We start from the raw sequence: 23,479 nt of genomic DNA, 5'->3' as shown, positions 1-23,479 counted from the left end.
ATCAAAGGCCGTCTGAAACATTCAGACGGCCTTTGTTTAAATCAGACGATTAACGGCGGCGGAATTTGCCGTGATCAAAATCATCAAATGCCAGATAAGCGGCTTGGCATTGAATTTTTTGCTCGGCATAAGGCAAACCGCGGAACGCTTTTGCCGCTTTTCGGTTTTCCCTCAACTCAGCCTTGTTACCTTTATAACGATACCAAGCAGCACGGCGCTCAAGGTATCTCTTACAAGCAGGATGCAATTTGTTTTTCTTCGCCTGCTGGTGTTTGCTCACATGATGGCCATGCGGTTTGACCGCCGCTTCGGCAGAATAAGTACCAAAGCTCAATACGGCAACCACTGCCAGTGCAGAACCTAAAGTTTTCAGTGTCAACATGATTCGCTCCCAATTCAGGTTGGATAGTCATCCCATTATATGCCTCGCCTAATAAATCGACAAACTCCTCAATATGTTTCATGATAAATGAGTGTAAGCAATTACAGCACTATCCTTCTTGCTTTGCAAAATTTAACACACTTTCCATGCAGACAGAAGCCGAATATAAATTTCTTTATTTCATAAGCCTCTAGCCAATGTTTGAACAAATGTGATGCAAATGCAAAAAAATATCAGATCGCCACAAAGCCACATAAAATCTAGTTTAAGCCTCCCATCCCCTAATCCACACCCCGAAAAAAGCGCATTGTCAAGTCTAGTTAAACAAAGAAAAATACATTATATTGTGCCGTTCAAAGCAATCACATACCGTATCTTGTGTTTTTTAATGGGAAGACTGAACAATGAATGCAGCAACGAATATTAAAGTAACCAAACGCGACGGACGCTTGGAAGATATCAATTTAGACAAAATCCACCGTGTTGTTACTTGGGCAGCGGAAGGCTTACAAAATGTCTCCGTATCGCAAGTCGAGCTCAAATCACATATTCAGTTTTACAACGGTATCCGTACCGACGACATCCATGAGACCATCATCAAGGCCGCGGCTGACCTGATCTCACAAGATACGCCCGATTATCAATATCTGGCTGCCCGCCTCGCCATTTTCCATCTGCGCAAAATCGCTTATGGCGAATTCGAGCCGCCCCACCTCTACGATCACGTTAAAAAACTGACCGAAGCAGGCAAATACGACCGCCACATCATCGCAGATTACAGCCGCGAAGAATTCGACGAGCTGAATGCCTATATCGACCACAGCCGCGACATGACCTTCTCTTATGCTGCCGTAAAACAGCTGGAAGGAAAATATCTGGTTCAAAACCGCGTTACCCGCCAGATTTATGAAACGCCGCAGTTTTTATACATTTTGGTGGCGATGTGCCTCTTCAGCAAATACCCGAAAGAGACCCGTTTGGATTACGTCAAACGCTTTTACGACGCCGTTTCCACATTTAAAGTATCGCTGCCGACCCCGATTATGAGCGGCGTGCGCACGCCTACGCGCCAGTTCTCAAGCTGCGTATTGATTGAATGCGACGACAGCCTTGACTCCATCAACGCCACCACCAGCGCGATTGTAAAATACGTTTCCCAACGTGCAGGCATCGGCATCAACGCCGGCCGTATCCGCGGCTTGGGCAGCGAAATCCGTGGCGGCGAAGCACAACACACCGGCTGTATCCCATTCTTCAAAATGTTCCAAGCGGCGGTTAAGTCCTGCTCGCAAGGCGGCGTACGCGGCGGCGCGGCAACCTTGTTCTACCCATTGTGGCACATCGAAGCCGAAAGCCTGTTGGTATTGAAAAACAACCGCGGCGTAGAAGACAACCGTATCCGCCAACTGGACTACGGCGTGCAAATCAACCGCCTGCTGTACACCCGCTTGATCAAAGGTGGCAACATTACCCTGTTCTCGCCGAATGAAGTTCCGGGTTTGTATGATGCCTTCTTCGCCGATCAAGACGAATTCGAGCGCCTCTACACACAATACGAGCAAGATCCAAACATCCGCAAACGTACTTTGCCGGCAACAGAATTGTTCTCCACCCTAATGCAGGAACGCGCCGGTACCGGTCGTATCTACATCCAAAACGTTGACCACTGCAATACGCACAGCCCGTTTGATCCGCGCGTTGCACCTGTTCATCAGTCCAACTTGTGTATGGAAATCGCCCTGCCGACCAAACCTTTGGACAACATCAACGACCCGAACGGCGAAATTGCCTTGTGTACCTTGTCCGCCTTCAACTTGGGCGCATTGAACAACTTGGACGAACTGGAAGAGCTTGCCGATTTGACCGTACGCGCACTTGATGCCCTGTTGGATTATCAAGACTATCCGGTTGCAGCAGCACGCACCGCAACCATGAACCGCCGCACACTCGGCATCGGCGTTATCAACTACGCCTACTATTTGGCGAAAAACGGCGTACGTTACAGCGACGACTCCGCGCTCGGCCTGACCCACCGCACCTTTGAAGCCATGCAGTATTACCTGCTCAAAGCATCGGTAAACCTTGCCAAAGAATACGGCGCATGCCCGCTGTTTAACCAAACTGTTTATTCGCAAGGCAAACTGCCTATCGATACCTACAAAAAAGACTTGGATGCCGTGTGCAGCGAGCCTTTGCACTACGACTGGGAAAGCCTGCGCGCCGACATCGTCAAATACGGCCTGCGCAACTCTACCCTGACCGCACTCATGCCGTCTGAAACCAGTTCGCAAATTGCCAACGCCACCAACGGCATCGAGCCTCCTCGCGGCCTGGTCAGCGTTAAAGCATCAAAAGACGGTATTTTGAAACAAGTCGTACCGGAATTTGAAACCCTGAAAGATGCCTACGAAACCCTGTGGCAGCTTCCCGGCAACGAAGGCTACCTGAAACTCGTCGGCGTAATGCAAAAATTCGTCGATCAATCGATTTCCGCCAATACCGCCTACGACCCGAACAAATTTGAAGGCAGCAAAGTTTCCATGAAACAAATGCTCAAAGACCTGCTGACCGCCTATAAATACGGTGTCAAAACCCTGTACTACCACAACACCCGCGACGGCGCGGATGATACACAAGCTGATATTCAGGATGACGGCTGTGCTGGTGGGGCTTGCAAGATTTAAGGACCTGGATTTTTATTAACAGAACTTCTTCAAGAAGTCTGTAATTAAAGTTTAGGCTTCTTGGGGAGGATATTCTTCATTATAAGCATATGAGTTTTATGGATATTCCTTCGATTATTGATAGTCTAGGGCGTAATAAAGACGTAACATTTTTAATTGCGACTGTATTAATTTATTCGGTTAAACAGGTCAAAAATATTTTGTGTAATAAAAATTTCCTACAAACTGTCAAAACCTTTAAAGACAAGGATTCAGAATAAATGTCTTGTGAACATTTAACTATGTCATACAGCACCTTTTCCAAAACCAAAAACGACGCGCTGAAAGAGCCGATGTTTTTTGGTCAGCCGGTAAATGTCGCCCGTTATGACCAGCAGAAATACGAAGTATTTGAAAAACTGATCGAAAAACAATTATCTTTCTTCTGGCGTCCGGAAGAAATCGACGTATCGCGCGACCGTATCGACTACGCCAATCTGCCCGAACACGAAAAACATATTTTCATCAGCAATCTGAAATACCAAACCCTGCTCGATTCGATCCAAGGCCGCAGCCCGAATGTTGCGTTCTTGCCTTTGGTGTCTATTCCCGAGCTGGAAACGTGGATTGAAACGTGGAGCTTCAGCGAAACCATCCACTCACGCAGCTACACTCATATCATCCGTAATATCGTGAATGATCCGTCAGTCGTGTTCGATGATATTGTGCAAAACAAATACATCATCGCCCGTGCTGAAGACATTGCCTGCTATTACGATGATTTGATTGAATACACTCAGTATTACAATCTGTTGGGTGAAGGTTCGCACAATGTTGGTGGCAAGCTTGTTACCGTGTCTTTGCGCGAGTTGAAGAAAAAGCTCTATCTCTGCCTGATGTGCGTCAATGTATTGGAAGCCATCCGCTTTTACGTTTCATTCGCCTGTTCGTTCGCCTTTGCCGAGCGCGAATTGATGGAAGGCAACGCCAAAATCATCAAGCTGATTGCCCGTGACGAAGCCCTGCATTTAACCAGCACCCAGCATATGCTCAACCTGATGCGTGCCGGTGCCGATGATCCTGAAATGGCTGAAATTGCGAATGAATTGCAGGACGAGTGTTTCAACCTCTTCAAAAAAGCAGCTGAGCAGGAAAAAGAATGGGCGGCCTATCTGTTTAAAGACGGCTCAATGATTGGCCTGAACAAAGAAATTTTGGCTCAATACGTTGAATACATTACCAATCTGCGTATGCAGGCGGTTGGCCTTCCTGCCGGATTTGAAGGTGCAACCCAAAATCCGATCCCTTGGATTAACGCATGGCTGTCTTCTGACAATGTACAGGTTGCGCCGCAGGAAGTGGAAATTTCCTCTTACCTGATTGGTCAGATTGATTCGGAAGTCAATGCCGACGATTTAGGCGATTTCGAGCTGTAATCGAACATTCGGTTTTATGATCAAGGCCGTCTGAACGGTGTGGCAGAAATCTTTGATTTCGTCTTTACACCGTTTCAGACGGCCTTTCCAATCCAAATAAATCATATGGCACTCATTAGCACACACGACAAAACCTTCCAACTCCAACAAGGCGAAACCTTATTGGAGGGCTTGGAGCGCACTGGACACGAAGTTGAATACCAATGTCGCAGCGGTTATTGCGGTTCATGCCGGGTTAAAATCTTGGATGGAAAAGTCTCTTATGATAATTTTCCGCTCGCTTTTGTCGCTCCCGGAGAAATTTTGCCGTGCTGCTGCCGGGTTACTGAAGACATCAAGCTTGATTGTCGGGAGCGCATCAAAGAGCCGGATTTATTTGATGTCGATTTATTTGAAGACAAATAAAAAATGCCGTCTGAACATTGTGGCCGAAATCTTTGATTTCATTTCCACCGTTCAGACGGCATTTTGTTTAAGCAACCTTATTTACGTTCGCCAACCGGCAAAACCGTCTTGCCGAAAGATTCGTTAATGACTTCCGCAGCGGCCAAGTAGAACGCACCAAGTGCAGTTACCAAGCCTAAGCAACCGCCGATATGGACGATGCTATGATTTTCCATGCCATCGCCAATACCCAGGGCAAAGAAAGTCAGTGTCAAGAAAAAGAAAATACCGCTCAATACTTTAGGCTTGGTCAAGGTGGCCACAAACATCATCAGCGAAAACATACCCCATGCGCAAAGATACCAGCCGATAAATGCCGGTGCTGTTTCACCTTTAAAAAAGATGGTAAACAAAGCCCATGTCCACCAGAAGGCGCCATAGCTGATAAAAGCGGTAAAGCCGAACGTATTGCCTTTCTTGAACTCAAACATACCGGCAATAACTTGGGCGATACCACCAAAGGCGAGAGCCATGCCCAAAACTAAGCCGACACCCTCTTGAGCAGTAAAAAAGCCGCCGTTAATCAGACTGAGCAACCAAGTTGTCAATGCAAAGCCACACAGGCCTACTGGACCTGGGTTTGCCAGGTTTTCTTTAGTAGTAGTCATTTTATTTCTCCTCTGGTTATTAAAATAGGAAACCCATTGTTACCTATTTTATTTAAAATTAAAAGAAATAAATTTAAAAAAATCAGGCCATCTGAAAAATATTTTTCAGACGGCCTTGAATATTAATAATTAAACTATCCCAAAATTGCCAAGATTTTCCTTAATTCATTGGCATCAATTTGGCCGGGGGCCGACGTTTTTTGTGCCGCACCAAAGGTAACGGCCGAGCCGAAAGTCGAACCGGCTAAGCGACTGACGGCCCCGGTTTTACCCATAGACATAGTAATAATCGGGCGGTCGATAATTTGTGAAACATCATATGTTGCCTGCAACAAAGTCAATACATCTTGCGGCGATTGCGGCATCACGGCAATTTTGCAGATATCCGCGCCCCATTCTGCCATTGTTTTCAGACGGCCTGTAATGTCTGCCAAAGACGGCGTGGCTTGGAAATCGTGATTGCAAAGTAAGGCGGCAGTTTGATACTCATGCGCCAAAGCAATGGTTTGTTTTACGCCATTTCCCTCGGCAAAAAGCTCGATGTCGATAATATCGGCTTGTTTGGGACAGATAATTTTTTCCAATAATTCAAAATAATAGTCGTCAGCACAAGGCGTGTTGCCACCCTCTTGCGCCCTTCTAAACGTAAACAGTAAAGGCTTGTCAGGAAAAGCCTGTCGAGTGATGCCTAATTGTTCGGCAATAAAATCGGCATCAAGCGCAGCTTGAAAAAAATCCGCACGAAATTCAATAATGTCAAAAGCCGTATCTTTCAAAATACGCAAAGCCTGCTCCAATTCCTGCGTATTGGCGGCCACCAGCGGTACGGCAATTTTAGGCAGGCCTTTGCCGATCTCGATATTTTTGATGATGACAGGTTTCATATTGTTCCTTTTTGCTGTTCAAGCCAATCAGTGCAGATGCTCATAAATGGTTTCCGCCAAGGCTTTGCTGATGCCTTCAACTTTTTCCAAATCCTCGCGGCTGGCGGCAATCACGCCGCGTAAACCGCCGAATCGAGTAAGCAATGCTTGACGGCGTTTGCTGCCGATACCGGGGATTTCGCTGAGTGAGGAAGTAACGCGTGCTTTGTCGCGTTTTTTGCGGTGGCCTGTAATCGCAAAGCGGTGCGATTCATCGCGTACGGTTTGCAATAAATGTAAAGCCGGGCTGTTGGGCGGCAGGCGGAAGACTTCGCCGGTAAAAGGCAGTATGAGTTCTTCCATACCGGCTTTGCGTTCTGGGCCTTTGGCGATACCGACCAAAGGAATGTGCAGCCCGAGTTCTTCCCATACCGATACGGCGACGCCGATTTGCCCTTTGCCGCCGTCAATCAACACGACATCGGGCCATTTGACGGCCTCGCCATTGGCTTCGGCTTCCTGCATTTTGCCGTAACGGCGCATCAACACTTCGCGCATGGCGGCGTAGTCGTCGCCGGGTTTGGCGGTGGTGATGTTGTAGCGGCGGTATTGCGAAGGCTGGATGTTTTGTTCATCGTACACAACACAAGACGCAATCGTGGCTTCGCCTTGCATGTGGCTGATGTCGAAGCATTCAAGGCGATTGAGGCCGTCTGAATCCATGCCGAGGATTTTGGCCAGTTCGTCGATGCGGTGTTGCTGGCTGCTTTGTTGCAGGCGGCGTTGGGCAATCGCCATTTGTGCGTTTTGCTCCGCCATTTTCAACCAGACTTTGCGTTCGCCTATGGTTTTGGTGACAAATTGCATCTGTTTGTCGTGTTCGCCTTCCAAAGCCTCTTTTAGTGCATCGGGAATGGGAAAGTTGCTGATGATGATGTCGGGTTTGCTTTTGCCCAGATAGTGTTGGGCGACGAAGGCCTCGGCGTAGTCTTGTCCGTTTGGTTCGGGATCGTTTTTGGTGTCGGGGAAAAAGCTTTTATCGCCGACGTGCCGCCCGCCGCGTATGCTGACCCAGTGTACGCAGACCAGGCCGTCTGAAACCGCCAGCGCGAGCAAATCGATATCGTTTGGATTGTTCGGATTTTTGCTGTCGATAAACTGATTACTCTGCATGATACCGAGCGCTTGAATTTGATCACGGTAACGGGCAGCTTCTTCAAATTGCAGATTCGCTGCGGCGGTTTGCATTTTGTGTTGCAAGGTACGCGTCAGTTCGTCGGTTTTGCCATTAAGGAAAGTCGCGGCTTCACGCACGCTGTCGCGATAATCTTCTTCGCTGATGTGGCCGACACAAGGCGCGGTGCAGCGTTTGATTTGGTAAAGCAGACAAGGACGGTCGCGATGCTCGAATACGCTGTCTTCGCAGGTACGCAGCATAAAGACTTTTTGCAACACTTGAATGCTGTCGCGCACGGCGTTGCTGTTGGGATACGGACCGAAATATTGATTGGGCTTTTTCAGTGTGCCGCGGTAATACGCCATCTGCGGATATTGATGGCCGCTGAGCATCAGATAAGGATAGCTTTTGTCATCGCGGAAAAGAATATTGTATTTCGGCGACAAGGCTTTGATGAAGTTGTTTTCGAGGATCAGCGCTTCGGCTTCGGAACGCGTGATGGTGGTTTCGATATGGTGAACCTGTTTTACCATCAATGCGATGCGCGGCGAATGGTCGTTTTTTTGGAAATAGCTGGAAACGCGCCGCTTGAGATTGACCGCTTTGCCGACATACAAAACATTATTGTCTTCGTCAAAAAAACGGTACACGCCCGGCAGGTTAGGCAGATTTTTCAGAAAAAGAGGTAAATCGAACGGTTCGGTTGCGCTCACGGGATTTTCTTTTGGAATAAGCAGGCCGTCTGAAAACTTTTCAGACGGCCTTTTTCATTGACGTTTAAGATTCTTGAGACGGAGTATTTTCAGCTTCTACCACTTGGTTTTCAGCTACATCGCTTTCCAAAGAGGCTTCATCTTCAGCCTCTTCGGCCACGCGTTCCAAGCTGACCAGGGTTTCGCCTTCATCCAGATTAATCAGGCGGACACCTGCGGCAGCACGGCCGGTCTCACGGATTTGCTCAACTTTGGTACGAATCAGGACGCCACCGCTGGTAATCAGCATCAGGTCGTCGGTTTCGCTAACCAAAGTCGCGGCAACCAAATCGCCGTTGCGCTCGCCGGTATTGATGGCGATATTACCTTGGCCGCCTTTGTTTTTACGGCTGTAATCGGCAATCGGGGTACGTTTGCCATAGCCGTTGGCGGTAGCAGTCAATACTTGCAAGTCGCTTTGCTCGGCTTCAGGGACGAAGGTAATCAGGCTGACAATCTTGCCATCGGCCGGCAGGCGCATACCGCGCAAACCGCCGCTGCCGCGACCGGACGGACGGACACCGTGTTTGCCGCTTGGCAATGCATTTTCGGCATTTTCATCATCCAGGCCGTCTGAATCTTCATTTTCGGTTTCGATATCGGCATCTTCTGCTTCATCGTTACCGGATTTTTCCCAATATTCGTTAAAGCGGATGGCTTTGCCCAAGTTGGAGAACAACATAATGTCGTCCGCACCGCCGGTTTGCGCTGCGCCGACCAAGTAATCGCCTTCTTTAAGCGCGATGGCTTTGATGCCTTGGCTGCGGACGTTTTTAAACGCAGACAGCTGGACTTTTTTCACCATGCCTTGTGCAGTGGCGAAGAAGACGTATTGGTCTTCGGGGAATTCGCGGACGGCCAAGATGGCGCTGACTTTTTCGCCCTCTTCCAATTGAATAACATTGTTAATCGGACGACCACGGCTGTTTCGGCCACCTTCCGGCAGTTTGTACACTTTAATCCAATGGCACTTGCCCAAATTGGTAAAGCACATCAAATAATCATGCGTGTTGGCAACAAACAGGGTTTCGATAAAGTCTTCGTCTTTGGTTGCCGCTGCCTGTTTGCCGCGGCCGCCGCGACGCTGCGCCTGATAATCGGTGGTCGGCTGGGTTTTGATGTAGCCGCCATGAGTTAGGGTAACAACCATTTCACGTTGCGGAATCAGGTCTTCATCGGCGATATCGCCGCCAAACGGATTGATTTCGCTGCGACGCTCATCGCCGAAGTTGGCTTTGATGTCTGCCAATTCTTCGCGGATGATTTGGGTAACGCGCTCTGGTTTGGAAAGAATATCCACGAAATCAATGATTTTACTCATCAGGTTTTTATATTCGCCGACAATTTCTTCCTGATCGAGGCCGGTCAGGTTACGCAGGCTCATGCGCAAAATGGCATCAGCTTGCAATTCGCTCAGATAATAGCCTTGGCTGTGCAACCCCAAATTCTCTGGCAAGCCTTCAGGGCGCATCATGTGCAGGTCCAAATCCGTACGGCTGAGCATGTCTTCAACCAAGCTGCTGCGCCATGGGCGGGACAGCAGTTTTTCTTTGGCTTCCGGCGCATTGGCAGATTCCTTAATCAGGCGGATAATTTCGTCGATATTAGACAAGGCAACTGCTTTACCTTCGGCAATATGGCCTTCATGACGCGCTTTTTTCAGGCGGAACAAAGTACGACGGGTAACGACTTCGCGACGATGGCGCAGGAATTCGGACAGGATTTGTTTCAGGTTCAACAAGCGCGGCTGACCGTCAACCAAAGCCACCATGTTGATACCAAAGCTGTCTTGCAGCTGGGTCAGTTTGTAGAGTTGGTTCAAAACGACTTCGGCATTTTCATTGCGTTTCAATTCAATCACGACACGCATACCGGATTTGTCGGACTCATCGCGCAGGTCGGATACGCCTTCCAACGTTTTTTCGCGTACCAACTCGCCGATTTTTTCAACCAGCTTGGCTTTGTTGACTTGATATGGGATTTCATCGATAACGATGGCTTCGCGCTCGCCGTTTTTACCGATAGGCTCGATATGGGTTTTACCGCGCATCACTACACGGCCACGGCCGGTTTTATAGCCTTCGCGAACTCCGCTCAAACCGTAAATAGTTGCGCCTGTTGGGAAATCGGGCGCTTGGATAATGTTAATCAGCTCGTCGATTTCAGTTTCAGGCTCATCCAACAAGCGCAGGCAGGCATTGATGGTATCGCCCAAATTGTGTGGAGGAATATTGGTTGCCATACCGACGGCAATACCGGACGAACCGTTTACCAACAGCGCAGGGAAGCGGGTCGGCAATACCAGCGGCTCATGTTCGCTGCCGTCATAGTTGGGGCCGAAATTAACGGTTTCTTCTTCAATATCCGCCAGCATTTCATGGGAAATTTTTTCCATGCGGATTTCGGTATAACGCATGGCTGCTGCGGCCAAGCCGTCAACAGAACCAAAGTTGCCCTGACCGTCGATCAGCACATAACGCATGGAAAAGTCTTGCGCCATGCGGACGATGGTGTCGTAAACAGCTGTATCGCCGTGAGGGTGGTATTTACCGATAACATCGCCGACGATACGCGCCGATTTTTTATAGGCGGAATTCCAGTTGTTTTTCAACTCGTGCATCGCGTACAACACGCGGCGGTGTACCGGCTTGAGACCGTCGCGGACATCCGGCAGGGCTCGACCCACAATCACGCTCATGGCGTAATCGAGGTAGCTCTTGCGCATTTCGTCTTCAAGGCTGACAGGCAGGGTTTCAAGTGCAAATTTATGGTCGTTGCGGATGGTTGCGTCGGTCATGATTATCTGTAATTTCGTATGGCAAAAATCTTGTTGATTCTACCACAAAACAAGCGGTTTATGGCTTTTGCGTGAAGGCCGTCTGAAACAGGATTTCAGACGGCCTTCATTATTTAATAAATTCAATTTAGTTGCTGCAAGAATCTTCATCGGAAGCCTGCAAGCTCAATGCTTTGCGCTTTTTAGCCTTTTCATAACGGCAACGTTGGCGCGGTGTATTGATTTCCAAAGGTGGCACGGCAACCGGCTTGCCGTCTTCTACGGCAACCATGGTGAAGTAGCAGCTGTTGGTATGGCGCACTTCACTGGTGCGGATGTTTTGCGCTTCTACACGGATGCCGACTTCCATAGAAGTGCGGCCGGTGTAGTTAATGCTGGCGTAAAAGGTTACCAGTTCGCCGACATGGATAGGCTCTTTAAACAAAACTTTATCGACAGACAAGGTAACGCAGTAGTTGCCGCTGTATCGGCTGGCACAGGAATAAGCGACTTGGTCGAGCAAGCGCAATAATTCGCCACCGTGGACGTTGCCGCTGAAATTTGCCGTATCCGGCATCATCAGCTCGGACATGATGAGTTCGTGAGAAGGAAGTTGGCGTGCTTGTTCCATAGTTTGGCCTCTTGAAGTGGTTTGTTTTTAAGGCCGCCTAGTATTTCAGACGGCATGTTTTGTAGGAATTTTGATTCTACCGTTTTTGAGTGGAAAAATTCAATCTGCCACACCTGATCATAACCATTTTCTACGCGAAAAGAAAATCAGCAGTCCGATGATGATGCACAGCATCACACCCAAAACCATGAAATAGCCGTAATGCCAATGCAGCTCGGGCATATTGTCGAAGTTCATGCCGTAGATACCGGTGATGACGGTCAGCGGCATAAAGATGATGGTGATAACCGTCAACACGCGCATTTGCTGGTTCATGCGGTTGGATTGGAAGGAAAGATAAATGTCCATCATGCTCAACACCATATCACGCGAGGCATCAAGCGATTCAATAAGCTGCATATTGTGGTCGTACACATCGCGCAGATAGACGGTCGATTCGCCTTTGAAAATGGCAAAATCGCCGCGCACGGCCAGTTGGTAGAACACATCGCGCAATGGCAAAAGTGTGCGCCGCAGACGGACGGCATCGCGTTTGAGTCGGTGAATCTTACTGAGAATATCGCTGTTTTCATTTTTAAACAGCGACTTGTCTATTACTTCGACACGGTTGTTGTACGACTCCAAAACAATGAAATAGTCGTCCACAATACGGTCGAGCAGGCAATAAGCAAGAAACGCCGTATTTTTGTTCAAAATATTGTGCGGATTCTCGTGCATCTGCCGGCGAAGATGGCTGAATAAGCCCAGCGGTTTTTGTTGGAAAGACAACACAAAATCTTTGCCGATAATCACATACACTTGGTCAGAATGGAGTTTGCCCGTAGAGGTATAGTGGTAAACCTGTGCGGCAGTAAAAACATAGTTGCCGTAATCTTCAATTTTCGGACGCTGCTTACGACTGAGAATATCTTCAATAACCAGCTCATGAATGCCATAAGGCTCAAGCGCGTGCTTGAGCAAGGCGACATCATTAATACCGACAAAATGTAGCCAGTTGATTTGGCCTTCTTGCGGACGGACAATATCGGGCAAGTTTTTTCCGGCAAGATAATCATGCTGAGCAAAGGTATCGGCGGAATACAAGGTTTGATGGATAGCAGAACGCGGCGCATTGTCGGTATTGCTACGCTTCATGGTTTGGTCTTGCAGATTGTCGGTTATTTCAACTGGATTGGCTGGTTTGCTCATAAAAATAAATCATGTTTTTTTTAGTTAGAATGAATTGTACAGACAGAAAAGGCCGTCTGAAAACTAATTTTCAGACGGCCTGACAATATCGATCAACGCTTTATTAGGCTTGGGGCGCGGTTTTCTCCAACTCCAATGCAGCGGCAAGCAAGGACAGGCGCGCCATTACGCCGTAAACGTAGAGGCGGTTGTGTTCGTTGTCCACATCACAGTCTTTTTCAGAGCGTGGCATGCCGAGCGAGTCCCATTGTTCAAATACGCGCTTGCAGGCTTCGGGGGCTTCTTGGGAATTGTCGCCGCTGCCGGTGGGGATACTGTTGGACAGCGGGACAAATACCATACCGCCGGCGTTGAGGTTTTCGTCCGCGCCACGGCCTTCGTGTACGCGGAAGAAGCCGCCGATAACGAAACGGTCCATCATATAAACGACGGGTTCGCACACGGCGCCGTTCATGGTCTCGTAGGTATAAATACCTTCTTGGACAATGACTTCACTGACTTCCAAGCCTTCTTTGACTTTCGCCATTTTATTGCGGTTTTTACGGTTCAAGCCGCGCACTTCATCCGCAGATTTAACGCTCATCACGCCCATACCGTAAGTACCTGCGTCGGCTTTCACAATAACAAAAGGCTGATCGGCAATACCCAATTCATCGTATTTGGCTTGAATTTTCGCCAATACACGCTCTACCGCGCCTGCCAACGCATCTTCACCCTCACGCTCTTGGAAATCCAAACCGCTGATTTTTTCAAAATAAGGATTGATTTGCCATTCGTCGATGTCAATCAGCTTGGCAAATTCGGCGGCGACTTGGTTGTATGCGCTGAAATGCTCTGTTTTGCGGCGCGTCGTCCAACCGCCGTGCAGCGGAGGCAATACGGTTTGGCTGATGCCTTTGAGAATGTCGGGAACGCCCGCGGACAAGTCGTTGTTCAACAAGACGACGCAAGGCGAGAAACCGTCTGCAAGATGGACGCGCTCACGGGTACGCAATAAAGGCTCAAGCAAAATTTTGTCGCCTAATGCGGTTTCAAACTCGGTTGGTTCAGTCACTTCCGGATTCAGGCTGCCCAAGCGCACTTCGTATCCTGCCGAACGCAAAATCTCGCTGAGTGCGTAAACGTTTTGCAGATAGAATGTGTTGCGCGTGTGGTTTTCAGGAATAATCAATACGGATTTTGCCGTTTCACAGGCGCGCTGTACCGCATCTTGCGCGGCAACCGCTGCCAGCGGGATAAAGTTGGGATTCAAATTATTGAAGCCGCCCGGAAACAGGTTCATATCGATAGATGAAATTTTGTAACCGGCATTACGGATGTCAACCGAACCATAAAACGGCGGACGGTGTTCGTTCCAATGCGAACGGAACCATGCTTCGATTTTAGCATGATTGGCAAGGACTTTTTTCTCAAATTCCCGTAATTGAGTCAGATGCTCAGGAGCCATTACCGGTAATTTCATTCTCTATACCTCTTGGTAAATGTGGATGTTGAGTGAGAATGATAGAACTTTTTAGTGCATTTCGACAAGTATTCTTTCAGATAAAATGCATCTTTTTGTCAATAATTCTACAATTTGTCTAATTTTCAATAAGAATTTTTGAAACTTTACGACAAATTTTAAAAATTGGACAAATTTCTATTGCGCAGCCCCTATAAAAAGCCTAAAATCCGCCCATAAACACAAACCATCATTCATACTTACCAATTAGCAAAGAAACTCATCATGAGCGCACAAACCCTTTACGATAAACTTTGGAACAGCCACGTCGTCCGCGAAGAAGAAGACGGCACTGTCCTGCTTTACATCGACCGCCACCTGGTTCACGAAGTAACCAGCCCGCAAGCATTTGAAGGCTTGAAAATGGCCGGCCGCAAACTCTGGCGTATCGACAGCGTAGTCTCCACAGCCGATCACAACACCCCGACCGGCGACTGGGACAAAGGTATTCAAGACCCGATTTCCAAACTGCAAGTCGATACTTTGGACAAAAACATTAAAGAGTTTGGCGCACTCGCCTACTTCCCGTTCATGGATAAAGGTCAAGGCATTGTGCACGTTATGGGCCCGGAGCAAGGTGCTACCCTACCCGGCATGACCGTTGTCTGCGGCGACTCTCACACTTCTACCCACGGCGCATTCGGCGCATTAGCGCACGGTATCGGCACTTCCGAAGTCGAGCACACCATGGCAACCCAATGTATTACCGCAAAAAAATCCAAATCCATGCTGATTTCCGTTGAAGGCCGTCTGAAACCCGGTGTTACCGCCAAAGACGTGGCACTTTACATCATCGGTCAAATCGGTACGGCCGGTGGTACAGGTTACGCCATTGAGTTTGGCGGCGAAGCCATCCGCAGCCTTTCTATGGAAGGCCGCATGACCTTGTGCAATATGGCGATCGAAGCCGGTGCGCGCTCAGGCATGGTTGCCGTCGACCAAACCACCATCGACTATGTAAAAGGCAAACCTTTCGCACCTAAAGGCGAAGCGTGGGACAACGCCGTCGAGTACTGGCGCACGCTGGTGTCTGACGAAGGCGCAGTATTCGATAAAGAATACCACTTCAAAGCCGAAGACATCGAACCTCAAGTAACCTGGGGAACATCACCTGAAATGGTTTTGGACATCAGCGGCAAAGTGCCTAATCCTGCCGAAGAAGCCGATCCGGTCAAACGCAGCGGCATGGAACGCGCCCTTGAATACATGGGCTTGGAAGCCGGTACGCCATTAAACGAAATTCCTGTCGATATCGTCTTTATCGGCTCTTGCACCAATAGCCGTATCGAAGACTTGCGCGAAGCCGCCGCTATCGCAAAAGGCCGTAAAAAAGCGGACAATGTACAACGCGTGTTGATTGTTCCCGGCTCCGGTTTGGTTAAAGAGCAGGCAGAAAAAGAAGGCTTGCACGAAGTATTTATCGAAGCCGGTTTTGAATGGCGCGAGCCGGGCTGCTCTATGTGCCTCGCAATGAATGCCGACCGCCTAACCCCGGGACAACGTTGTGCCTCCACCTCCAACCGTAACTTTGAAGGCCGTCAAGGCAACGGCGGACGCACCCACCTCGTCAGCCCTGCCATGGCAGCCGCAGCCGCAGTGACCGGCCACTTTACCGACATCCGCACTATGGCTTAAAGTATTTTCAGACGGCCTTTATTGATCAGGCCGTCTGAAACAATACCTTGCTCAAGTAAGTTTTCCTATTGCGCAAAACGTCTGAAAACCTTCTTAATCATTGATAACTTGAAAGGAATCTAGTATGAAAAAACTGTTTGCATTAGCTGCCGCAGCCCTCATCCTGTCAGCTTGTTCCAGCACTTGGTCCGGCGCAAAAGACGATACCAACCGCAATTGGGACAAAACCAAAGAAACTGCAGAACGTGTAGCCGACAAAACCAAAGAAACCGCTGAACGCGTAGCCGATAAAACTGAAGAAGCCGTTAAAAAAGGCGGCAATGCAGTAGGCCGCGGCATGAGCCATGTTGGAGAAAAAATCGAAGCCGCTACCGAATAATTCGGTAAATCAGGCCGTCTGAAGCTCCTGACTCCGTTTCAGACGGCCTGATACCTTATTACTTGTTCAGACATTTTCACAATTCCAAGCAAAGGAAGAAACAATGAGCAATCCGTCAAGCTGGTTTGGTATTCACGCCCAAGATTTGGATCGAGCCAAAGCGTTTTACGAATCCGTCTTCGGCAAACCTTTGCAAGATATCGGCGGCAACGGCTTCCGTTTCATCATTTTTCCAGCCGATTACACGCAACACGGTACTGCCGGCATGATTTGGAACGACAGCAACGCCCAACCCGGCCACGGCGGCACGACTATTTTCTTCAATTGTCCGGATTGTGCCGAGACCGCAAAAAAAGCCGTTTCAGCAGGGGGAAAATTGTTGCAGGGGAAATTCCCCATCGCCAACGGCTTTGCCGCCTTTATCGAAGATACCGAAGGCAACCGAATCGGTTTGCACAGCACACGTTAATCCAACCCGCCAAACAACCATCATTTTTTCACATTATTCCTATAAGAACCTGACATGAAAGCCTTTACCAAAATCACCGCCATCGTCGCCCCGCTCGACCGCAGCAACGTCGATACCGACGCCATCATCCCCAAACAATTTTTGAAATCCATCAAACGCAGCGGCTTCGGTCCCAATGCCTTTGACGAATGGCGTTACCTCGACCACGGCGAACCGGGCATGGACAACAGCAAACGCCCGCTGAACCCCGATTTCTCGCTGAACCAGCCGCGTTACCAAGGCGCACAAATCCTGTTGACACGCAAAAACTTCGGCTGCGGCTCCTCGCGCGAACACGCCCCTTGGGCATTGGACGACTACGGTTTCCGCGCCGTCATCGCCCCCAGCTTCGCCGACATCTTCTTCAACAACTGCTACAAAAACGGCCTCCTGCCCATCGTGTTGACTGAAGAACAAGTTGATCAGCTTTTCAGAGAAGTCGAAGCCAACGAAGGCTATCAGCTCTCCATCGACCTTGCCGAGCAAACCCTGACCACACCAAGCAGCGAAACGTTCAAATTCGACATTACCGAACACCGCAAACACTGCCTCTTAAACGGTTTGGACGAAATCGGCTTAACCCTGCAACACGCCGACGAAATCCGCGATTTCGAAGAAAAACGCCGCCAAAGCCAGCCTTGGCTGTTTAACGGTTGATAAACGATGAGGTCGTCTGAAAACGAGCGTAACGAATTTTCAGACGACCTCTTTTATTAACACACAATCAGGTCGTTACTCTTTACCATCATATTTGAAAAACATACCCAACAATTTCACACACACAACACCATGAAAAAAATTATCCTGCTCCCTATACTTTTTATCAGCCTCGCCGCACATGCGGAATTCTCAGAAATTCAAGATCCTGACGGATACAGCAACTTACGCGAAAAACCGAACGCCCAAAGCCGAATCCTGACCAAAATTCCAAACGGTACCCATGTTTATACCCCCGAGATGGACGGAAAGCTTCATTTAGAACACGGTTGGCAGATGACCTACGATTTGCGCGGCAAAAAAAAGCTAGATGGCTGGGTGCATACTTCGCGACTGATTCCGTTGTCGCGTTATGAAAGCATCCCCGTTACGGCCACTGCCGACGGCTTTACCTGCCAAAAAAACGGTATGGGCGTGCGCATTAAATCGGAACGTTTCAACTATAAGAAAGAAAAACATCTGTTTGCACACGATCAATACGGACTTTCCCATTATCGCGGAAAAGAAATGTTCGGCACTGACGGTACAATTCCATTCAGCCACTATCGTGAAATTGCCTTTTTCCGCAACGGTAAAACACAAATCGCTCCCCGAGCCCAATATGACCACCTGTTCGACCCATATTTTGAAAAGGCAGGCGATAATACGCAACTGAGCCACTGTTACTACCGCGCTAAAGACGATACCCTTTTCTTAACGACCATCATCGGAGATGGTGCCGCCTATACTGAAGTTTTATTTGTCTTCCGGCAAGGCATCTTGAAGAACGTATTGGCTTCGCTACACCCTGAGGTTTAATTTTCAGACGGCCTTTTTATCTCTTTCTGCAAAACATGATTACCGACATCATCAGCAACGCCACCCGCTACGCCGCACTGCACCCGGACTTCGCCGACGCCGTCCGGCTGTTGCAAACACTGGATTTCGCCGCCCTGCCCGACGGACAAGTGCCGTGTGAAAACCCAAACATCCGCCTCTTTATCGGCAGCGAACCAATGAGGAGCAAAGCCGATGCCAAGCCGGAAGCGCATTTGAAACATATCGACATCCAAGTCCCCATCAGCGGGGAAGAAACCTACGGCTGGATAGACAGAGGTCGTCTGAAAAACGGTTTGGGCTACGACGAAAAGCGCGACATCGAATTTTTCGACTGCGAACCGGAAACCTGGCTCACGCTCCAACCGGGCAAGTTTGCCCTCTTCTTTCCCAACGACGCGCACGCCCCATTGGTGAGCGAAGAAAAGTCCATACGCAAAGCCGTCTTTAAAATCCGTATCGAAGCAGAACGTTACTGATTCCCTCCAAACCTTCGCAAATACTGTAAAACTCGGCTACATCGCCCATCGCGTTCCCGACAAATCCGCCAGCATGATTTCCACGCAGCTTTCTCGATGCCGCAATGGTACAATCAGCCTCGTTCAAGCAAACCGACCTGCAAACAGACACAAAAGGTCGTCTGAAAACACCATCCTAAAAAATGGAAAACGCATCGCCGTTTTCAGACGACCTTCCCTTTTCCAAACCCTCATAAGGATTTTACCATGACCAAACATATCGCCATCCTCCGAGGCGACGGCATCGGCCCCGAAATCGTCGCCGAAACCGTCCGCGTACTCGACAAACTCATCGCCCAAGGTCTGGACGCCAGCTACGAATACGCCCCACTAGGCGGCGAAGCCTACGACGAATACGGCCATCCCTATCCCGAATTTACACAAAACCTCTGCCGCAAAGCCGATGCCGTCCTGCTCGGCGCGGTCGGCAGCCCGCAATACGACAATCTCGACCGCCCGCTACGCCCCGAGCGCGGCCTATTGGCAATCCGCAAAGACCTGAACCTGTTTGCCAACCTGCGCCCCGCCATCCTCTATCCCGAGCTTGCCAACGCCTCCACGCTCAAACCCGAAATCGTCGCAGGCCTCAACATCCTCATTGTGCGCGAACTCACCGGCGACATCTACTTCGGCGAGCCACGCGGCATCCGTGTTCTAGAAAACGGCGAACGCGAAGGCTACAACACCATGAAATACAGCGAAAGCGAAATCCGCCGCATCGCCCACGTTGCCTTCCAATCCGCCCAAAAACGTAGCAAAAAAGTCTGCTCCGTAGGCAAAGCCAACGTTTTGGAAACCACCGAACTGTGGCGCGAAATCTTTGAAGAAGTCGGCAAACAATACCCTGATGTCGAGCTTTCCCATATGTACGTTGATAATGCCGCCATGCAGTTGGTACGCGCGCCCAAACAATTTGACGTGATTGCCACCGGCAATATCTTCGGCGATATCCTCTCCGACGAGGCCTCCATGCTGACCGGCTCCATCGGTATGCTGCCTTCTGCTTCTTTAGACGAAAACGGCAAAGGCCTGTACGAACCGTCTCACGGTTCTGCCCCCGACATTGCCGGTCAAAACAAAGCCAACCCGCTGGCAACCGTATTGTCTCTTGCCATGTTGCTGCGTTACAGCCTGAACGACGAAGCACGCGCACAACAAGTTGAAAACGCCGTACAAAAAGTACTGCAACAAGGCTTGCGTACCGGCGACATTTACGAAGAAGGTACCAAACTGGTTTCCTGCTCCGAAATGGGCGATGCCGTATTGGCCGCTTTGTAAGAGGCCGTCTGAAAAAAGCGTGAGTTTTAACTTACGCTTTTTTATTATTAATCTATTTTATTTATATCCATCAGGTACAACTGGTGCAGAAACAACAACTCCATCTTTCACAACCATTGACAGAGTTTTAATAGATCCTGTCATTCCATTAACATGTGTCCAAACATAAATCAGTCCTTCAGGAGATGACCTTACTGCACTTGGAGTACCCATTAATGCAACAGCTTCCTTTTCATTCATTCCCTGCTTAATTTGCCGTGCATTATCCCAATTAAAATTAGTACCAGCACATCCTGCTAATAAGACAGAAACAAAAGCAGTCAAAAATAATTTCTTCATTTGTTCATCCTTTTTAAAATATAGTAAATAGTAATATAATTATGCCACAGTATTTAAAATTTGCCATATATTCTTCATAATCGTATCATCTATAATTCTTTATTTATAAAAAAAGGGCGTGTCTTCACACGCCCTTATATCTTTTTCAGACGGCCTTAAGATTGAAGCAATCAACCTCTTTTGTGTTTGCCGCCAAAGCCGTCGTTAGACTTGCGCTTGCCTTTAAAGCCTTCGCCGCCTTTTTTGAAACCGTCAGCTTTTTTGAAACCATCTTTCTTAAAGCCATCTTTCTTGAAACCGTCTTTTTTATGGCCTTCGCCGCGAGCTTTACCGCCGAAACCTTCTTTAGCCGGTTTCTTATCGCCGCGCCAGCCGCCGGATTTGCGATCGCCCCAGCCGCCTTTGCCTTTCGGTTTGCCGCCGGCAGATTTACGTTTGCGTGTGGGTTCCATGCCTTCGATGGTCAGTTCAGGCAATTTACGGCCGATATATTTTTCGATTTTGTGTACTTTGACGTATTCGTTTACTTCGGCAAAAGTAATCGCAATACCGGTACGGCCTGCGCGGCCGGTACGGCCGATGCGGTGAACGTAGTCTTCAGCCTGTTTCGGCAAGTCGTAGTTGATAACGTGGGTAATGGTCGGTACGTCGATACCACGTGCGGCTACATCGGTGGCAACCAAAATTTTGCAGCGGCCTTTGCGCAAGTCCATCAGCGTGCGGTTACGCCAGCCTTGAGGCATATCGCCGTGCAGGCAGTTGGCGGCAAAACCTTTTTCGTACAACTCATCCGCGATGACTTCGGTCATGGCTTTGGTGGACGTGAAAATCACGCATTGATCAATATTGGCATCGCGCAAGATATGGTCGAGCAGGCGGTTTTTATGGCGCATATCGTCACAGTACAACAGCTGCTCTTCGATTTTGCCTTGATCATCCACACGCTCAACTTCGATGGTTTCAGGGTCTTTGGTCAATTTGCGCGCCAGTTTGCCCACCGCGCCGTCCCAAGTGGCGGAGAACAACAAAGTCTGACGGTCGCTCGGCGTTGCTTCAACGATGGTTTCGATGTCATCAATAAAGCCCATGTCCAACATACGGTCGGCTTCGTCCAGAATCAGCACTTCCAAACGTTCAAAATCAACTTTGCCGCTCTGCATCAAGTCCATCAGACGGCCCGGAGTGGCGACAATCAGGTCAACCGGTTTGCTCAAAGCACGGGTTTGGTAGCCGAAAGATGCGCCGCCGACAATGCTGACGGTACGGAACCAACGCATATTTTTAGCATACGCCAGCGCGTTTTTTTCCACTTGAGCCGCCAATTCACGGGTTGGAGTCAATACCAAAGCGCGTGGGCCTTTGCCCGGTTTTTCGCTGCGTTTGGTCAGTTTTTGCAAAGTCGGCAGCAAGAAGGCTGCGGTTTTGCCTGAACCGGTTTGTGCCGAAGCCATAATATCGCGTCCGTCCAAAGCAAACGGAATCGCTTGCGCCTGAATCGGGGTCGGGCTTTCATAACCCTCGCTGCTTACGGCAGACAAAATGTTTTTATCAAGGTTCAAATCGGCAAATTTAATAGACATATCTATCCTAAGAGACAACAACGCGCACGCCTGAACAATTTCAGACGACCTGAAGCAAAGGAAAGTAACGATACGGGGAATGTGAAGTTACAGGGTTGTCGCAAGCATCTTGCTTGTGGTTAACATCGACGACAACCTGCACAGAAAAGGCTTTGCAAATATGCAAGCAATAAAAGAAACACGCCCGAAACGGCGGTTTAGGTTGGATGACGATGGCTTCGTATCAAAAGGCGAACGGCGGATAATATAGATTTTATGGATAACAGTCAAGCAAAAAGGCATCAAGTGCGTTAAAATCCAACCCCTTCCCAATACTTAATTCAGGCCGTCTGAAACCATGACTGACATTACCCCCTTTGCCAACCGCTTGGGCAAAAACATCAAACATCTTATGAAATGGGCCAAACGCAACAATATCGAAGCCTGGCGCATTTATGACCGCGATATTCCCCAATTTCCCTTTGCCGTCGATGTTTACAGCGACCAAATCCACCTTCAGGAATACGATACCGGCTGGCTGATGCAGCCCGAAGAATACGAAGCATGGCTTGCGGATGTATTGGAAGCCATCGGTTTTGTGACCGGCTTTGCGCCCGAACAAATCCACCTCAAACGCCGAGAACGCCAAAAAGGTTTGCAGCAATACGAGAAAACCGGCAAAACCGGCGACGATTTCGTCATCACTGAAAACGGCCGCAAGTTTTGGGTCAACCTCGACAAATACCTCGATACCGGCCTTTTCCTCGACCACCGCAACACGCGCAAAAAAGTCGGCGACACCGCAGCGGGCAAACGCTTCCTCAACCTGTTTTCCTACACAGGCAGCTTTACCGTCTATGCTGCAACCGGCGGCGCGGTATCCAGCGAAACCGTCGATTTATCCAACACTTATCTCGAGTGGGCAAAACGCAATTTTGAACTCAACGGCATCGACACCGAACAACACAAAATCGTCCGCGCCGATGTGTTCCAATACCTGCAAAACGCCGCAGACGAAGGCAAAAAGTTCGACCTGATCGTCATGGACCCGCCCAGCTTTTCCAACAGCAAAAAGATGCTCGACATCCTCGACATCCAGCGCGACCATAAAAAGCTGATTGACGGCGCAATGAGCCTACTCGCTTCAGACGGCATTCTGTATTTCTCCAACAACTTGCGCAGCTTTGTGTTGGACGATTCGGTCGCGGAACAATATGCCGTCAAAGACATTTCCAAGCAGTCCGTTCCCGACGATTTCCGCAACAAAAAAATCCATCAATGCTGGGAAATCAAGCATAAATAAGCATCA

At 49.0% G+C, this 23,479-nt stretch carries 21 protein-coding genes; 11 read left to right on the top strand and 10 right to left on the bottom strand.

Translation table 11 applies throughout. The features are described 5' to 3' along the window. Positions 1-49: 49 nt before the first annotated feature. Entirely contained in the window at positions 50-382 is a 333-nt protein-coding gene (locus HMPREF2608_RS04005) for a stress response protein (RefSeq protein ID WP_070826056.1), read from the bottom strand. A 404-nt stretch (positions 383-786) separates the two neighbouring features. Between HMPREF2608_RS04005 and nrdA the strand changes: the two genes are divergently transcribed. The 3 genes from nrdA (at position 787) to yfaE (ending at position 4,886) form a co-directional block, all read left to right on the top strand. After that, positions 787-3,066 (top strand): class 1a ribonucleoside-diphosphate reductase subunit alpha, encoded by a 2,280-nt coding sequence (gene nrdA, locus HMPREF2608_RS04000; RefSeq protein WP_070826055.1) that lies wholly within the window; start codon positions 787-789, stop codon positions 3,064-3,066. A gap of 281 nt (positions 3,067-3,347) precedes the next feature. Then, positions 3,348-4,481 (top strand): class Ia ribonucleoside-diphosphate reductase subunit beta, encoded by a 1,134-nt coding sequence (gene nrdB, locus HMPREF2608_RS03995; RefSeq protein WP_004520359.1) that lies wholly within the window; start codon positions 3,348-3,350, stop codon positions 4,479-4,481. 105 nt (positions 4,482-4,586) lie between these two features. Then, positions 4,587-4,886 (top strand): class I ribonucleotide reductase maintenance protein YfaE, encoded by a 300-nt coding sequence (gene yfaE / locus HMPREF2608_RS03990; RefSeq protein ID WP_003686421.1) that lies wholly within the window; start codon positions 4,587-4,589, stop codon positions 4,884-4,886. A gap of 77 nt (positions 4,887-4,963) precedes the next feature. On the opposite strand, the gene HMPREF2608_RS03985 is transcribed toward yfaE, so the two are convergent. The 7 genes from HMPREF2608_RS03985 to gshA form a co-directional block, all read right to left on the bottom strand. Then, the gene (locus tag HMPREF2608_RS03985; protein WP_003686493.1) at positions 4,964-5,533 is read right to left on the bottom strand and encodes an acetate uptake transporter; all 570 of its coding nucleotides are present in this window, start codon (positions 5,531-5,533) and stop codon (positions 4,964-4,966) included. A 134-nt stretch (positions 5,534-5,667) separates the two neighbouring features. Beyond that, positions 5,668-6,417: a type I 3-dehydroquinate dehydratase gene (gene aroD / locus HMPREF2608_RS03980; protein WP_070826054.1), complete on the bottom strand. Its 750-nt coding sequence runs from the start codon at positions 6,415-6,417 to the stop codon at positions 5,668-5,670. Between the two features lie 27 nt (positions 6,418-6,444). Next, entirely contained in the window at positions 6,445-8,286 is a 1,842-nt protein-coding gene (uvrC, locus tag HMPREF2608_RS03975) for an excinuclease ABC subunit UvrC (RefSeq protein WP_070826053.1), read from the bottom strand. Positions 8,287-8,350: 64 nt separating this feature from the next. Beyond that, a complete protein-coding gene (gene gyrA, locus HMPREF2608_RS03970; RefSeq protein ID WP_070826052.1) occupies positions 8,351-11,122 on the bottom strand; it encodes a DNA gyrase subunit A in 2,772 nt (923 codons plus the stop codon). Positions 11,123-11,249: 127 nt separating this feature from the next. After that, the gene (locus HMPREF2608_RS03965; RefSeq protein WP_070826051.1) at positions 11,250-11,732 is read right to left on the bottom strand and encodes an acyl-CoA thioesterase; all 483 of its coding nucleotides are present in this window, start codon (positions 11,730-11,732) and stop codon (positions 11,250-11,252) included. A gap of 117 nt (positions 11,733-11,849) precedes the next feature. Then, positions 11,850-12,920, bottom strand: coding sequence for a magnesium/cobalt transporter CorA (gene corA / locus HMPREF2608_RS03960; protein ID WP_070644802.1), 1,071 nt, complete (start codon positions 12,918-12,920; stop codon positions 11,850-11,852). A gap of 103 nt (positions 12,921-13,023) precedes the next feature. Continuing rightward, positions 13,024-14,382 carry a glutamate--cysteine ligase gene (gene gshA, locus HMPREF2608_RS03955; protein WP_070826050.1) on the bottom strand — a complete coding sequence of 453 codons (1,359 nt, stop codon included), beginning with the start codon at positions 14,380-14,382 and terminating at the stop codon, positions 13,024-13,026. 264 nt (positions 14,383-14,646) lie between these two features. Between gshA and leuC the strand changes: the two genes are divergently transcribed. The 7 genes from leuC (at position 14,647) to leuB (ending at position 20,272) form a co-directional block, all read left to right on the top strand. After that, positions 14,647-16,056, top strand: coding sequence for a 3-isopropylmalate dehydratase large subunit (leuC, locus tag HMPREF2608_RS03950; RefSeq protein WP_070826049.1), 1,410 nt, complete (start codon positions 14,647-14,649; stop codon positions 16,054-16,056). A gap of 124 nt (positions 16,057-16,180) precedes the next feature. Beyond that, positions 16,181-16,435, top strand: coding sequence for a hypothetical protein (locus tag HMPREF2608_RS03945; protein WP_049331004.1), 255 nt, complete (start codon positions 16,181-16,183; stop codon positions 16,433-16,435). A gap of 103 nt (positions 16,436-16,538) precedes the next feature. Further along, positions 16,539-16,904, top strand: a complete 366-nt coding sequence (locus HMPREF2608_RS03940) for a VOC family protein (protein ID WP_070826048.1) — start codon at positions 16,539-16,541, stop codon at positions 16,902-16,904. A 54-nt stretch (positions 16,905-16,958) separates the two neighbouring features. Continuing rightward, positions 16,959-17,600 (top strand): 3-isopropylmalate dehydratase small subunit, encoded by a 642-nt coding sequence (gene leuD / locus HMPREF2608_RS03935; RefSeq protein WP_070826047.1) that lies wholly within the window; start codon positions 16,959-16,961, stop codon positions 17,598-17,600. A 132-nt stretch (positions 17,601-17,732) separates the two neighbouring features. Beyond that, positions 17,733-18,458, top strand: coding sequence for an SH3 domain-containing protein (locus tag HMPREF2608_RS03930; protein ID WP_070826046.1), 726 nt, complete (start codon positions 17,733-17,735; stop codon positions 18,456-18,458). A 35-nt stretch (positions 18,459-18,493) separates the two neighbouring features. Then, positions 18,494-18,955, top strand: a complete 462-nt coding sequence (locus HMPREF2608_RS03925) for a NanQ anomerase/TabA/YiaL family protein (RefSeq protein ID WP_070826045.1) — start codon at positions 18,494-18,496, stop codon at positions 18,953-18,955. A gap of 246 nt (positions 18,956-19,201) precedes the next feature. After that, entirely contained in the window at positions 19,202-20,272 is a 1,071-nt protein-coding gene (gene leuB / locus HMPREF2608_RS03920; protein ID WP_070826044.1) for a 3-isopropylmalate dehydrogenase, read from the top strand. A gap of 57 nt (positions 20,273-20,329) precedes the next feature. Here leuB and HMPREF2608_RS03915 read toward each other — a convergent pair whose 3' ends face one another. Together HMPREF2608_RS03915 and HMPREF2608_RS03910 are read right to left on the bottom strand one after the other, a co-directional pair. Then, entirely contained in the window at positions 20,330-20,611 is a 282-nt protein-coding gene (locus HMPREF2608_RS03915) for a hypothetical protein (protein WP_070711938.1), read from the bottom strand. Positions 20,612-20,781: 170 nt separating this feature from the next. Further along, the gene (locus tag HMPREF2608_RS03910) at positions 20,782-22,191 is read right to left on the bottom strand and encodes a DEAD/DEAH box helicase (RefSeq protein WP_070826043.1); all 1,410 of its coding nucleotides are present in this window, start codon (positions 22,189-22,191) and stop codon (positions 20,782-20,784) included. A 337-nt stretch (positions 22,192-22,528) separates the two neighbouring features. Between HMPREF2608_RS03910 and HMPREF2608_RS03905 the strand changes: the two genes are divergently transcribed. After that, the gene (locus HMPREF2608_RS03905; protein WP_070826042.1) at positions 22,529-23,473 is read left to right on the top strand and encodes a class I SAM-dependent methyltransferase; all 945 of its coding nucleotides are present in this window, start codon (positions 22,529-22,531) and stop codon (positions 23,471-23,473) included. The last annotated feature ends 6 nt before the right edge of the window (positions 23,474-23,479 follow it).

The organism is Neisseria sp. HMSC064D07 (assembly GCF_001837185.1).
GTDB classification, from domain to species: Bacteria; Pseudomonadota; Gammaproteobacteria; order Burkholderiales; family Neisseriaceae; genus Neisseria; species Neisseria flavescens_C.
Note: the sequence above shows the minus strand (reverse complement) of the source record. Positions and strands in the feature narration are given on the sequence as shown.